Raw genomic sequence first — 13,182 nt, 5'->3', positions numbered from 1 at the left:
GAGTTCTCGTTTCAGTCAGAATGAGGAATACTACAATAGCATTTTAAGATTTTGGACGTTTGTAAAACGGAAGTGTGACAATCCTGGCTTGTACCCGTTTTCCACGAATGTCGATTTCAAGCGACATGCCTTCCTTGCACAGTGCAGGGGGCACAAATCCTAAGCCAATCCCTTTTTGCAAAATTGGCGAAAAATTTCCACTGGTGACCTTACCCACCAATTGTCCATTGCTGAAAATAGTCATGTCGTGGCGGGGAATACCGCGTTCCACCACTTCAAAGGCGGCAAGCTGACGAGTGAGACCATCCTTCTGCTGTTTGCGTAGCGCGAGGTGCCCTTGAAACTCGCCTTTATCCCAGGCCACTACCCACTCCGCACTTGCTTCCAGCGGGGAGGTGTTCTCATCCATATCGTTGCCATACAGCAAGTAGCCCACGTCTAATCGCAAAAGATCTCGTGCCCCTAGCCCTGCGGGCTTGGCTTCGAATTCCGCGCCGGCCTTCAAGAGTCGATCCCACGCGGAGACCGCTTGCGCCGCAGGCACATACCATTCATATCCAAGCTCTCCGGTATATCCCGTTCGACTAAGCAAACCGGAAAACCCCATGCCCTCCAGCGCCAAACAATTCCGAGGCTTCAGGGTTTCGATTTGCATTCCTATGAGGTTTTGCATAATGGATTTTGATGCCGGCCCTTGAATGGCAATTTGGGCCAACTCTGTTGATTGATCATGAATGATCGCTCGCGGAAATTTTTCAGACTGATGTTTCAAGAACCACCGAAGTATCTTTTCCCGATTGGAGGCATTGACGCAAACCAAAAACGAAGAGGACCCGGTTCTATAGACAAACACATCATCGAGAATGCCTCCGGAGGGTTGGCAAACCATGCCATATTGAGCCTGCCCTTTCTGGAGGCGACTGACGTCATTGGTACTGACCCATTGAAGAAAGGCTTCAGCCTGGTCTCCTGATACCTCGATGCGTCCCATGTGGCTGACGTCGAAAAAACCAGCCGCTTTCCTGACCGCAAAATACTCCTCAAGAACACCTGTATATTGAATGGGCATGAGCCAGCCGGCGAAATTCACCAGCTTGGCATTGAGCGAACGATGGGAGGGAACGAGCGGGGTTTCGTTCATCAACGCAGATCGAGCAGTTCGACTTCAAAGATGAGAGTGGCATTGGGGGGAACCGCTGCTCCGGCCCCTCGGGAACCATATCCCAATTGAGGCGGGATTACCAATTTACGGATACCACCGATTTTCATCCCTTCGACGCCCTCGTCCCAACCCTTAATCACCTGGCCCGCTCCTAATCGAAAGGAAAAGGGTGAATTACGATCTTTAGAGCTATCGAATTTTTTCCCGTCCGTGAGTGTCCCCGTATAATGAACGATGGCGGTTTCTCCCGCATGGGCTTCACGCCCCGAACCGATGGCGAGATCGGCATACTGTAATCCAGAAGGTGTGGTCACCATCGCTTCTTCCGCAGCCTTCCCGGAAAGGGGATTCAATACAAATATAATGAGGAGGAGGATCCAAGATCCTATAACAAATACGGGTAATCGAAGACCTGATTGTAACATCATACCGTTTTTCATGAACCTCTCTCTTTGCTGGTGTGTGTATCCGATACCATGCTCAGTTTTGATGGGCGAGGCACTTCTTCATAAAACAGCGCCATACTGGCCGTATAGCCATGCAAAAAATTCTTCCCGCTCACGGGGCCAATTTCTCCACCCGCAAAGAACCCCGCTATCGGCATGGTCCCCATTTGTTGTTGCAGTGTAGAAACATCATGGTGAGGCGTTTCGAAAAATCGCCGCCCACGGCCATTACAACTAAATAACAACGCGCCCTTAGGCAGACTGTCCGGATGGGTCACTCGTTCCTTGGATAAGAGTAAATGGAAGTCTTCACTCGCGGCATGAGCATCCCGCACATGGAACTGAATCGTCTGGCCCTCCTGGATAAAATCCGCGATGGCGAGACTCCCAGATTGTCGATCGGCTCCTAACAGCCCGCGGATCAAAAAGTCCCCTTGGCCGAATTCTGGGCGATGCTCATCCATGGCAATGCCCACTTGCAGCCCGTGCGCCGCTTGTTGTTGTTCGTGTTCATCTAACGCTTTCAGGGTGGTTTCCAATCGTTCCAACGGCGGAATTCCCCCAAGCTCTTGAATGACATTCCGATCGACCTTGGTCACAACATACCGTTCACCAATAGGTTGACACCCTTGAGACACCACCGTCCGGATTTCCAATCCACCTTTAACAGCCACGCCTACGACCCCGGATCTAATAATGTCTCGATTAAAGACCAGGCGGCTTTCCCCGACATCCATGCCTCCACTGGCAATTCCTCCAATAGCGGATGAGCCGGGAGCATGCTTTTCCAATAAGGACAATAATTCATCTATAGGGGTAGAAAACGGATCGGCAAAGAGGAAAAATGTGTAAGGATGGGTGGTGGTTTCTAATGCTACCGGCCAGCCATCCAGGGACGCTTCCTCACCCTCTGACTTTGGCGTTAACTTGAAAGGCACCACTCGCATATCAGTGCTTCTCAGTCCCCAGAGCACCAGACCAGGATGTTCTTCAATTTCCTGATCGCCTCCAATTACCCCTTGCCCCATACACCCCACCAGGGCCTGAGGGCGAAGGTTCTCGTGGATGATTTCGACCATGCGCTGAATGTCTGAGGAATAATGGGGAGAAAAAAAGACAAATGCGAGATGACACTCCGCTTGGCCTAATGCCTCATACACTGATGCGGCTACCGCATGCGCGGCTACTTCAGGATGAGCTTCTTGGGAAATGGCAACGTGACACTGCATCATATTTCAATTATTTTGAAGTCTAGCAATCCCCGCCAAACGATGTCCATGAAAGAGAATTGGTGAATTTTTGCCCTCTTTTCCTAACCCGTCCCGATAATCAAAGCACATTCACCCTAGACGTAAATTGCTTACTGAATTGGGCCACCATAGGCATTTAAAATCGAACGGAGTCTTTCAACAGAGATTGCTTCAAAGCGTCGTCCATCTCTTCCTGTAACCGTTGTGGCTTGCAGCAAGGCGTTGAGAATGGCCTCTTCGGTAGCCTCCACCGTGGCTTGAAACAAGGGGTTGATATGGGTATCGGCAAGATGAGCCATAAAAAATGTCCGGTGCTCCGGATAATGAGGAATAACATTGCCGGTAGAAAACGCCAAGACAAAATCTCCACTGCCGTGATGGGAGATGGACCCGGTTCGCGCCAATCCTATGGTCGCCCGGCGGGAGAGTCTAGACAGTTGGCGTGCATCAAGCGGAGCATCAGTCGCAATGATGATGATAATGGACCCGCTGTCCTGCCGTCTTTGAGGCGGGACCTCTCCCGGGAGCTCGCCCAGAGCTTCCAAGGTTGATTCTTCGGGGTCTTTGTGTGAAACGTTTGGCAGGTCCATATTATAAACTTGGCCAACCGGCACTCCCGCGATTGTTAGTTCATGACGACGGCCATGGTTTGCATTCACTAACACGCCGACACGATATCCTCCATCTTCGGAGGGAAGCACTCGAGAGGCGGTACCAATGCCGCCTTTAAATTGATAGGACACCATCCCCGTCCCTGCCCCAATGGACCCCTCTGGAACCGGACCTCTTGTTGCCGTTTCCAGGGCGTGAATTACATCTTCCGGAGACACATGCCTTCCCTGACTATCATTCAGCCGGCTATCGTCGCATTCAGCCACCACAGGCGTGAGCGTATCATCAGTTACCCCAATGTCGGGATAGCGCTGAATCATCCAGCTCATGACTCCATCTGCCACACGAGGGACATTCAATGTATTCGTTAACGCAATGGGATATTCTAAAAAACCTGATTCCGCGATCCAGGCCAACCCCGTCATTTCCCCTGTCCCATTTAATACAAACGCTCCTGCTGGAACTTTATGATGCCATACATCGTCACGCGGGATAATGACCGTCACACCGGTCCGAACAGGACCTTGACCTACCTGCAAGGCCCCCTCGCTTTCATGAATGGTGACATGTCCTACTTTCACCCCTTGGACATCGGTGATGGCATTCATTTTCCCCGGAGCATACCGGCCTATGGTGATCCCAAGATCCTTCACATGGGGGCGGGATTCTACTACATCCTGCGTAACAGAGGTATTGGCCAATACGGCAGAGGAAGTCCATGCCAAGCCAATTCCTAACATGCTAAAAAAATAGGCCCGGAGACCCTGCTTCAATCTGGGAAAACGCATAGTACCAGTCCTACCTGTCCTCCAGCCCATTCACCCATAGCAGGGACGAAAAATTTACACGATTGCTTAGGGAAAGGACGGGGATGTCCAGGAAAACTCTTTTTCATACATATGGTAGGCGGTTTCTTGAAATCCGAGGTGGGCATAGGCCTCCTGGGCCCGATGATTTTTCTCTTCCACATAGAGGCGATATCCACAAACGGGTTCTTGATTCAAATGAGCTTGGCTTTGCACATACTCATATAGCTGTCGAAAGATTTGCTGTTGACGCTGATTTGGATGCACGTACACACTTTGAAGCCACCAAAAATTCCCGTTTCGCCAATCGCTCCACTCAAAGGTGACCAGTATCTGCCCAACTACTATAAGTCCGCCACTGATAAGAGACTTTTCTGCAACTGCATACCATCCCTTACCCGAATCTTTGAGAATTGCCTCTATACCCGACTCAAGAATCCGCACATCTAATGATCGATTTTCAGTTTCCCTGGCTAAAGCCAAGTTAAAACTTACAATAGTATTCAAATCAGACATGGTTGCTCGTCTGATTACCACCGGGGATGACCTGTCCATTCCCAGGTTAACTATCCTTCGTCGGAACATTTGCTGGTGACAACCATCCCGGTCGGGGACGGTAGAGTCCGGCTGAAAACTCCATTTTCATCGCCTCTTCTGGTGGTAACTGAATTCGATTCACACTTTTTTCTGGGACAAAGGCCAGATAGCCGGTAAACGGATGGATTGCTGTCGGAACAAAGACCATCCTTAGAGGTCCTTCAGGAGCAACTTGTAGCCTAGGTGGAGGTAATCCCATGTCAAAACCTAAAGCCCAAAGCCCGTCACGAGGAAACGGAAATGCAACGACTTTGCTTTGACCAAACCGTTCGCGGAACTTGAGGACATCCGCCATACTTTTAAGGGTATAGTAAATACTACGCACAAAGGGAATACGCTCCAAAGAATCTTCCAATTTTCGATGAATTTGCTGGCCAAGTAAATGGGTCGTTCCCATGCCCACCCAGAGGACCAGAAGACAAAAAAAGGTGATTCCTGAACCGGGAATCCTTACGCCATATAACGCCCACACTATGTCTACCGTCATATGCTCTAAGGCTTCGAGTAGCGTATAGAGGATTAATAAGGTTCCCCAGGCTGGAATAATAAGAAATAATCCAGTCAGGAGATACCGTTTGAAAGTATGGTCAGAAAGGGCATGCATAAAATAGGTGGAGCTAGGAAATGAGAGCAGTCTACCAAAAACCTATCCACTCCGCAGCATCAGAGCCACAATGATTGTGTGCTTACACAACCGAATTTTCTGAAAATTTCTTGCTACAAAAGAAGGGCAGTGCTACTCTTCATTTGGAAAAGAGTTCGTCAATTTGCTGGCACGTCATGAAAGGAGTCAGATGGTGCGCCCTGATGATACAACTAAAGGCAAAGGTGAGATTGCTGATGACCTATTGGCAATACTCTGTTGCCCAGAGACAAAGCAAGAGGTGTGTGTATTGGACCAAACCGTTGTTCAACGACTGAATCAAAAAATCTCAAAAGGAGAATTGAAGACGAAGGGAGGTCAACTCGTCACTGAACAAATCGATGGAGGACTCCTTCGAAAAGACCACACTGTAATCTACCCTATCCGTGATCAAATTCCCATTATGCTTATTGAAGAAGGCATTCCTATAGAGGAATCCGATCTCTCATCAATGTAAGGCTTTAGCCTCACCGTTTTCCGAGAATAAAGCGATAATCATTTTTTGGGAAGAGAATTTTTATAAACCTTGTATATTCCGACCTCCTTTTTTAAACCACCATAGTGATCGACCAATCTGGACTACCACATAGATAAAGACTCCAAAAAAAATCCCATAATATCCATACGACTCAATTGGCCAATTCTGTCCACCATGCAGAAGAAATCCTAATGCCACATGGGCGCCCAACCCCAAACATAAGGCTAAGATAATCCACTCACGGACCATTGTTTTTCGAGACAACACCATGTTAGTTCCGAGTGCTCAGTACCAAGGGCAGAGCTTGGACCATTCCTGGAATGGTCCAACACTGATGGGCAGGCAATTATACAGGGCTTTTCGTTGATTCGATTTCCGTGGCAGTGATTAAACTGACGAGATAATCAGTTACGAAAATTAGGGCTTCTTCTCTCCCATCCGCGCGACGCCCTTTTTCCCTACGTTGTATGGAAAGTTCATGTTCCAGATCTGACTTAACGTCCCCTAATAACTTCTGGAGGGAGGCTGTCGTCAGGTTCATATCCACGTCCTCTAATTCTTGACAACGGTCTAAAACCCAGTTGAGCCCTTCCACCCGACCAAAATACCGTTCTTGTTCAGCTGCATCGATCCGGGCCATGGTTGAGGCAAATGCTTGTCCTTCATAAATCAGGTTGTAAAAACTCGCCACGGCACGATGTAAAATTGAATTCATTATCCGTTCCTCACAAAAAAAATTATTTTACTCTCTCTTCGATTATATACTGCTACTCAGAATCCTTCTAGGACTTTTTCATTATAATTGTACAAAGAGGTTCCTTTTTTAAGAGTCTGGGGACCTCAGGTAAATAATAAAGGATGAAATTCGGCCATAAACCCATAATATAAAGGTGCAAATTGCTTCAGGCTATTGGGACTATTTTCTTTGAGCCGTTTAAAAAAGAAAACCTGGTGAGTTGGATCCATTTTCTCCAAAAGTTTCCCTAACTCCGACATTGAGAATTTGCCTTGCGGAACACTTAAGATATAGTGAACCAAACGTTCCACAAATTGATGCATAACATATTCACTTTCCAAATATTGTTTTGGAATTTCGCCATTTTTGATGATTTCGGCAAAGGATACAGCTTGCGCCGAAAATGGAAGATCTTCTATGGTTTTTGCGAGTTTCGTCACGCTTTTTTATAACTCCAACTTGGCCACAGCGACAAAGAAATCAACATTTTCAAATAGTTAATATGTAATTGTATCAGGGGTTCCCTGTATATCAAAACATTTATACCAATTTTTTTACCACAATTTTTGTAAATATTTCCTGAAAATCAAAATAATTGAAAATTTTTCAAACCACTCCAACGACCCAATTCCGTCCTAAATCAATTTCTATCGATTACCTAGGTTAGCCCAAAAATTTTTATTGCCAATACATAAAATTTTTCGGCCAACCTTACAAAAACCAGGTCCCTCATCTCCTAAAAAAGCCAGTTTCAATTCAAAACATATTAATATATTACTAACTTACGGGATCTTCTCTAAAATCGGCATTCCCAGAAAAAAAAAGAGCAGGGGGCGACGCATGTCGCCCCCTGCTCTTCGGGTTCCCCTCTGGGCTACCTGCTTACAGCCAGTTCACCCGCTCCGCCGGGCGGATGTAAATCGGCTCTTCCACTTGCTGCCGCACCGCTTCCTTGCCCGATTTGTTGAACCCCAACACCGTGTCGTTGTACATCTCAAACTTCCGCCCATGGATTTGGGTTTCAAACACTTTCGGCCCCGGAATCACGTCATACCGGAAGATGATCTGTTGGCTTGCCCGCCACAACTGCAGCACCGCCAACAACTCCCGGCTCGGCACCAGATACTTCTCAATCGCATTATCTACCCCCGGCCCGAACATCTGCCGGATGTAGCCCCGCGGCGCCTGCCGCGGCGGAATGTAATACCCGTTGGGTTCCGTGCCCCATTGCGGATACAAGGGCAACGCCACTTGTTCCACCCGGATGGCATAGTACAACGGATTCCAGCGATCTTCCGCCCAGAGCCCGTCATCGCCCACCTTCACCAACCCTTGCAGCCGGATCTTGCCCACGCACGCCGCCATACACCGCGTCTCCATCGGCTCGCCCCCCGTTAAGGGGTCTTTGCCTTCCACCCGCGGATAGCACGCTATACACTTCTCACTCACCCGCGTCGTGCCCCGGTACATCGGCTTCTTATAGGGGCATTGCTCCACACACTTCTTGTACCCCCGGCACCGGTTCTGGTCGATCAACACAATCCCGTCTTCCGGCCGCTTGTAGATGGCCTTCCGCGGACACGCCGCCAGACACCCCGGATATGTACAGTGGTTACAGATGCGTTGCAGATAGAAGAAGTACGTCTCATGCTCCGGCAAGCTGCTGCCTTGCATTTTCCACGGCTCTTCTTTCGTGAACCCTGTCTTATCCACCCCTTCCACGATCGCCCGCATCGAGGTGGCCGTATCTTCATAAATATTCACAAACCGCCATTCCTGGTCGGTCGGGATGTAGCCAATGGCCGCCTGCCCGATCTTGGCCCCTGAGTCAAAGATCGTCATCCCTTCAAATACTCCGTACGGCGCATGGTGTTTGCGGCCCACCCGCACATTCCACACCTGCCCGCCCGGATTGACCTGCTCAATCAACTGCGTGATCTTCACATCGTAGAACTGCGGATAGCCCCCGTATGGCTTCGTTTCCACGTTGTTCCACCACATGTATTCCTGCCCTTTGCTGAACAGCCACGTCGATTTGTCCGCCATCGAGCAGGTTTGACACGCCAAACACCGGTTGATGTTAAAGACAAACGCGAACTGCCATTTCGGATGCCGCTCCTCATACGGATACAGCATCTTTCGTCCCAGGTGCCAATTATACACTTCAGGCATTGTCGTCCTCCATTTCTATTGTTTGAATTACCGAGTGAACGAGGGGGAAACCCAAAGACATAATTTTCTTTGGGTTCCCCTGAACCCGTTCCTACACCTTAATCTTAATATGGTCACCCTTCAGCCATTTGATCATGAACTCATTCTCCTGGCCTGGCGTGAACCCGGTCCGGACGGGTTCCCACGGTCCCCGACCACCGATGCCGCCGTCCTCCGCCTTGGTGATACGGATCAGACATTCCTTCGGCACCGTATTGACCGCATGGTTGTCCACCTGGTACCCAAACTTAAACTTCCAACCGACGGCATGTTTGCCAGGCAGCGAATCTAACTGCTGCATAGGCATCAACCAGTCACGGGTAAAGGACTGTTGCGCCCCATACCGGAAGTTCGATTGATACCCGGTATCCAGCGCAATCGCCCGTCCATCCGGCCGGGTTTCATGCCCCTTCACCGACTTCGCCGTCGACACATATGGCGCATGCTTGGCCATCGTGACATGGTACGGGAAGGCCGGGTTGTACTTCGCCCGGATCATCAATCGCGCCACCTTGTAATAGGGGTCGCTGGGCTTCCAGCCACGATACGGCCGATCCACCGGGTTCCCATCGACGTAGACATAGTCCCCGTCGTTGATGCCGCGATCTTTGGCCGCTTGCGGATTGATATGAATTTGATGTTCACCCACACCTGGCGTCCGCTTATCCATCCGATAGGCATCGCCAAAGTTGGATTCATACATCTGCACCCAGTCATTCACCGACCATTGGCTATGTACCCGATGCCGGGTTTTCGGCGTCACACAATAGAACTGGTATCCCTTCTCCCAGAGAGGATTGGAGTACCGTTTAATTTCCGCCCATGGCAACTTGATGTTGCGGACGGTTTTGTCGTCATGATGTTGGGCCGTGATCGGAATCCCATAGTCATCCGGTCGGACGTACGGATTGGAAGACATGATCGCATTGGGCAAGTAGGGAGTGGCCTCCGTCCCTTCCCGATGCGAGATGAAGTTTTCCCCGTATTCAATGGCTTCTGGTTCCACACGATAATTCTCATACCGTCCCGTTCGCGTCCATTGAGGTTTTGACTCGTTGGTCTCTTCCCAGAACGGATGCCGTGGATAGGTTCGGCACATCACCATCCAGCCCTTTTCCGACTTCAACATCACATCCGCGTTGTAACCATAAGCGGTGCTACTGGCATCCAACAACCGTTGGAGATAGACATCCACGCGATTGTCATAGACAAATTTGAAGTAATCGCGGAACCGGCCATCACCCGTCATTTCGCTGAGTTTGGCCGCGACGCCCGCCACCGTATCCAAATCGTTCCGCGTGTCATACAATGGCCGAATACCACCCTTCCACACTTGGAACCAGGGATTGGACACCGTCGCCGTATGCTCTGGATACGTAAACTCCATCCAGGTATTGACGGCAAACGAGATGTCGTTATGGTTGACATCTGACGTCATCTCCACATCCTGATTAACCAAAGTTTCAATGTGCGGATCCACGTTTTTCACCATGTCATAATGGTGCTTAGCGTTGTTCAACACGTTCACGTTGGCCACCCACCGGAATTTACTTGGGGTTGGCATGTGCGTTTTCCCCGTAAACACCCGGCGACCATACTTTGGTGTATTCACAATTAACGCTGTATCGCCATGGTTCCAATAGGCCACTTCTTCTCCGTAGTAATACCCTTTGACATGAATTTCTTTGCCATGGGCATTCGGATCCGTCGTAATCTTAAACGGATTTTCTCCGGTATGGGTTCCTAAACCGCCACCTCCCCAGGGGGTGGCATTCCAAATGCCGGCCTTGTAGTTCCCCGCCCAAGTATGTTGGCCGGTCCCAAACTTCCCGACGTTGCCCGTCACAATCAAGACCATCGCCGCGCCACGGGCAATGATGGTTTGATGGAAGTAATGGTTTGTCCCTTCACCGTTGTGAATGGCCGCAGGTTTAATCGTCCCTGAATCCCGCGCCCACCGTACAATCAAGTCCTTCGGACACCGGTTGATTTGATGGACGGTATCCAAATCATAGTCCTGCAGATGGACTTGATACATTTGGAAAATCGGCATGACGTCCACTTCCCGGCCGCTGAGCAATTGCACCCGATAGGTGCCTGTCAAGGCTGAATCAATCCCACTCTTTCGATAATGCCAGCCCACCAATTCCCGATGAAGCGGCACAGCTTGATTCTTATTAAGATCCCACACCATAAACCCGCCCAAACGCGCAATGACATCAGGCTTCATGGTTTGGACTTTACCGGAATACGAATTGGCAAAATCCGGGAACGCATAATCCTTAATCACTTCACGGGGATCCAGGTATTGGAGGGTATCCGTCCGAACCAAAATGGGCATGTCCGTATACGATTGACAGAAATCATAATCGTACATGTTCTCGTCAAAAATGATTTTCAATGCACCCAGGAATAAAGCTCCATCAGTCGCTGGTCGCACCGGCATCCAATAGTCAGCCCGATAGGCTGTGGGATTATATTCCGGAGTGATGACCACCAAACGGGCTCCCCGCTCGATGCTCTCCAGTTTCCAATGCGCTTCCGGCATCTTATTTTCCACGAAGTTTTTACCCCAGCTCGTGTTCAATTTCGAAAACCGCATGTCGTTCATGTCGACATCTGATGCCTGGACACCATTCCAGAACGGATGGGCAGGGTTTTGGTCACCGTGCCAGGTGTAGTTCGACCAGTACCGACCCCCTTGGGCCTGATCCGGTTGAACCTTTCGAATGTAGGTGTCCAATAAGGCCCCGCAGCCACCATTCATCCTGGTAATGCCATTTTTCCGATAACACCAAGAATGGGCATACCGGCACGGAACTTAAAGGCACGAATCGCTGACCCTTTGGTCATTTCGATCATCTCCGGTGGATAGCCTTGCTCCCGTAATCGCCGAGCGCCCGCTTCTCCGCTATACCGCTCTGCAATGATGATCATAGCTTCGCTAAATAGGTAAAGGCGGTATCCCAGGAGACCCGCAACATATCATCCAGGTAGCGGGCATTAAATTTATATTTGCTCATGATGGACGGGGTGAATTCCGGGCTCCCGTCATCCATCCAGGCTTTCCATCCCCCGCCGCATCAAGGGCCCCTTTAGCCGGTACGGTCCATACACCCGCCGATGCATTGTGTAGCCCTTCAAGCACATACGCGGATTATGCGCAAACGTCCCGCGGTTGCCATAGAGGTCTTCATAGGTTTGATGATCGTAATTTTGCTCCACGCGCATGACGGACGCCGTTCCGGACAAATGCACGGATGCGACACGCATGGGTGTCATTCGGAGAACAACACCAGGTAAAAGAACTGTCATACCGATATTGGTCGTGATAGACACGCTCCCAAGAACGGTCAGGGTATTCTCCGAGAGGATTTCCGACTTCGATAACCGGCTGTAGGCCGTGAGGGCCAAGGCTTATCGGCCAGTGCGACCGCTGCGACTGTTCCCGCTGAAACTTTCAAGAATTGCCGTCTAGAAAGAAACATTGCTTACACCTCCTAAGTGAGTGCAGGACATTAAGTCCATGATTTAATTCACAAATACAAATTCAAAACTCCCTATCACCTCCTTTACAAAAATTAAAATTTGGGTCAATTTTACTTTTTATTTAATAATCTTGAGGAAATACATAACATAAGTGAAAAATTGCAAGATTTGAACCTTTTTCACCCAGTATGAAAATATCGTAAGTCATTGTATAAATTATAAAAAAATTTAATGAGGATCCTTTACAAAAAACAAAATGATTCGAAATGGTAACGGCATCATTATCTTTTCTAATGTCCAAATTCCACTTAAAACTTTATAAAGTTTTGTAAGTTATTGAAAATTATAATTAAAATATTAAGCTATCTCCACAAACGTACCAATTGGTAACAAATAATTAAACGGTAACACCAGCCTAATGCAAATAATATTCACCAGCAATAACCAGAAAAATCACATTGAGCATGAGCATAAGATTGATTTCTCTCTGCCCAACTGCTCCTGTTTTTGTTTGACTCTTCAGATATCCATACTGGCATTACCTTGACTAACCCTGAGCTCAAAACGACAATTAGGTTCATGTGGAACCATTCAAATAGCTCAACTTCAATAGAACTCAGTCCATTCTAAAAATTTCAAAATTTTCATTAACGTTTGGATAAAACACCTTTTTTTTAAAATATTGACCAAGATTTCAAACACTGCACCTACGCAAAACCGGCATGCATATATTTTGACCAAAGGGGACCAAC

The 13,182-nt window shown here is 48.8% G+C and carries 15 protein-coding genes; 1 reads left to right on the top strand and 14 read right to left on the bottom strand.

The annotated features are described in order from the left end of the window. Positions 1 to 43: 43 nt before the first annotated feature. The 6 genes from gcvT to LX98_RS00050 form a co-directional block, all read right to left on the bottom strand. Positions 44 to 1,141 carry a glycine cleavage system aminomethyltransferase GcvT gene (gcvT, locus tag LX98_RS00075; protein ID WP_496426971.1) on the bottom strand — a complete coding sequence of 366 codons (1,098 nt, stop codon included), beginning with the start codon at positions 1,139 to 1,141 and terminating at the stop codon, positions 44 to 46. Beyond that, positions 1,141 to 1,479 (bottom strand): FKBP-type peptidyl-prolyl cis-trans isomerase, encoded by a 339-nt coding sequence (locus LX98_RS00070; RefSeq protein WP_496430551.1) that lies wholly within the window; start codon positions 1,477 to 1,479, stop codon positions 1,141 to 1,143. Before LX98_RS00070 ends, gcvT begins: the two co-directional genes overlap by 1 nt. A 119-nt stretch (positions 1,480 to 1,598) precedes the next feature. Next, entirely contained in the window at positions 1,599 to 2,840 is a 1,242-nt protein-coding gene (locus LX98_RS00065; protein ID WP_496426970.1) for an FIST N-terminal domain-containing protein, read from the bottom strand. 128 nt (positions 2,841 to 2,968) lie between these two features. Then, on the bottom strand, positions 2,969 to 4,258 hold the full coding sequence (locus tag LX98_RS00060; protein WP_496426969.1) for a P1 family peptidase: 1,290 nt from the start codon (positions 4,256 to 4,258) through the stop codon (positions 2,969 to 2,971). A 66-nt stretch (positions 4,259 to 4,324) separates the two neighbouring features. Beyond that, positions 4,325 to 4,792 carry a GNAT family N-acetyltransferase gene (locus LX98_RS00055; RefSeq protein ID WP_496426968.1) on the bottom strand — a complete coding sequence of 156 codons (468 nt, stop codon included), beginning with the start codon at positions 4,790 to 4,792 and terminating at the stop codon, positions 4,325 to 4,327. A 46-nt stretch (positions 4,793 to 4,838) separates the two neighbouring features. Continuing rightward, on the bottom strand, positions 4,839 to 5,477 hold the full coding sequence (locus LX98_RS00050) for a DUF502 domain-containing protein (protein WP_496426967.1): 639 nt from the start codon (positions 5,475 to 5,477) through the stop codon (positions 4,839 to 4,841). Between the two features lie 190 nt (positions 5,478 to 5,667). Here LX98_RS00050 and LX98_RS00045 point away from each other — a divergent pair, with 190 nt between their 5' ends. Continuing rightward, positions 5,668 to 5,973, top strand: coding sequence for a Trm112 family protein (locus LX98_RS00045; protein ID WP_496426966.1), 306 nt, complete (start codon positions 5,668 to 5,670; stop codon positions 5,971 to 5,973). A gap of 367 nt (positions 5,974 to 6,340) precedes the next feature. Here the strand turns inward: LX98_RS00045 and LX98_RS00040 are convergent, their stop codons facing one another. The 8 genes from LX98_RS00040 to LX98_RS00005 all read right to left on the bottom strand — a co-directional run bounded on the left by LX98_RS00040 (position 6,341) and on the right by LX98_RS00005 (position 12,429). Continuing rightward, on the bottom strand, positions 6,341 to 6,709 hold the full coding sequence (locus LX98_RS00040; RefSeq protein ID WP_312645104.1) for a hypothetical protein: 369 nt from the start codon (positions 6,707 to 6,709) through the stop codon (positions 6,341 to 6,343). Between the two features lie 125 nt (positions 6,710 to 6,834). Continuing rightward, positions 6,835 to 7,170: a fibroblast growth factor gene (locus tag LX98_RS00035; protein ID WP_496426965.1), complete on the bottom strand. Its 336-nt coding sequence runs from the start codon at positions 7,168 to 7,170 to the stop codon at positions 6,835 to 6,837. Between the two features lie 442 nt (positions 7,171 to 7,612). Continuing rightward, on the bottom strand, positions 7,613 to 8,902 hold the full coding sequence (locus LX98_RS00030) for a 4Fe-4S dicluster domain-containing protein (protein WP_496426964.1): 1,290 nt from the start codon (positions 8,900 to 8,902) through the stop codon (positions 7,613 to 7,615). A 91-nt stretch (positions 8,903 to 8,993) separates the two neighbouring features. Then, positions 8,994 to 11,708, bottom strand: coding sequence for a molybdopterin-dependent oxidoreductase (locus LX98_RS00025; protein ID WP_496426963.1), 2,715 nt, complete (start codon positions 11,706 to 11,708; stop codon positions 8,994 to 8,996). Further along, entirely contained in the window at positions 11,705 to 11,878 is a 174-nt protein-coding gene (locus tag LX98_RS00020; RefSeq protein WP_496426962.1) for a hypothetical protein, read from the bottom strand. Before LX98_RS00020 ends, LX98_RS00025 begins: the two co-directional genes overlap by 4 nt. Continuing rightward, on the bottom strand, positions 11,875 to 12,000 hold the full coding sequence (locus LX98_RS00015; RefSeq protein WP_496426961.1) for a hypothetical protein: 126 nt from the start codon (positions 11,998 to 12,000) through the stop codon (positions 11,875 to 11,877). Before LX98_RS00015 ends, LX98_RS00020 begins: the two co-directional genes overlap by 4 nt. Continuing rightward, positions 11,993 to 12,355 carry a hypothetical protein gene (locus LX98_RS00010; RefSeq protein WP_496430638.1) on the bottom strand — a complete coding sequence of 121 codons (363 nt, stop codon included), beginning with the start codon at positions 12,353 to 12,355 and terminating at the stop codon, positions 11,993 to 11,995. The genes LX98_RS00015 and LX98_RS00010 overlap by 8 nt, the downstream gene beginning before the upstream one ends. Further along, complete coding sequence (locus tag LX98_RS00005) at positions 12,295 to 12,429, bottom strand: twin-arginine translocation signal domain-containing protein (protein WP_496426960.1); 135 nt, start codon at positions 12,427 to 12,429, stop codon at positions 12,295 to 12,297. Before LX98_RS00005 ends, LX98_RS00010 begins: the two co-directional genes overlap by 61 nt. Between the last annotated feature and the right edge of the window lie 753 nt (positions 12,430 to 13,182).

This window comes from Nitrospira marina, from assembly GCF_059568365.1.
This window is presented reverse-complemented; position numbering and strand designations above follow the sequence as displayed.

What these genes read in the sequence shown, in the direction of transcription:
- LX98_RS00050 (WP_496426967.1), bottom strand. Translation starts at nt 5,477, where the DNA reads ATGCATGCCCTTTCTGACCATACTTTCAAACGGTATCTCCTGACTGGA.
- gcvT (WP_496426971.1), bottom strand. Translation starts at nt 1,141, where the DNA reads ATGAACGAAACCCCGCTCGTTCCCTCCCATCGTTCGCTCAATGCCAAG.
- LX98_RS00055 (WP_496426968.1), bottom strand. Translation starts at nt 4,792, where the DNA reads ATGTCTGATTTGAATACTATTGTAAGTTTTAACTTGGCTTTAGCCAGG.
- LX98_RS00030 (WP_496426964.1), bottom strand. Translation starts at nt 8,902, where the DNA reads ATGCCTGAAGTGTATAATTGGCACCTGGGACGAAAGATGCTGTATCCG.
- LX98_RS00065 (WP_496426970.1), bottom strand. Translation starts at nt 2,840, where the DNA reads ATGATGCAGTGTCACGTTGCCATTTCCCAAGAAGCTCATCCTGAAGTA.
- LX98_RS00020 (WP_496426962.1), bottom strand. Translation starts at nt 11,878, where the DNA reads ATGATCATCATTGCAGAGCGGTATAGCGGAGAAGCGGGCGCTCGGCGA.
- LX98_RS00015 (WP_496426961.1), bottom strand. Translation starts at nt 12,000, where the DNA reads ATGGATGACGGGAGCCCGGAATTCACCCCGTCCATCATGAGCAAATAT.
- LX98_RS00060 (WP_496426969.1), bottom strand. Translation starts at nt 4,258, where the DNA reads ATGCGTTTTCCCAGATTGAAGCAGGGTCTCCGGGCCTATTTTTTTAGC.
- LX98_RS00045 (WP_496426966.1), top strand. Translation starts at nt 5,668, where the DNA reads ATGGTGCGCCCTGATGATACAACTAAAGGCAAAGGTGAGATTGCTGAT.
- LX98_RS00070 (WP_496430551.1), bottom strand. Translation starts at nt 1,479, where the DNA reads ATGGTGACCACACCTTCTGGATTACAGTATGCCGATCTCGCCATCGGT.
- LX98_RS00005 (WP_496426960.1), bottom strand. Translation starts at nt 12,429, where the DNA reads ATGTTTCTTTCTAGACGGCAATTCTTGAAAGTTTCAGCGGGAACAGTC.
- LX98_RS00040 (WP_312645104.1), bottom strand. Translation starts at nt 6,709, where the DNA reads ATGAATTCAATTTTACATCGTGCCGTGGCGAGTTTTTACAACCTGATT.
- LX98_RS00025 (WP_496426963.1), bottom strand. Translation starts at nt 11,708, where the DNA reads ATGAATGGTGGCTGCGGGGCCTTATTGGACACCTACATTCGAAAGGTT.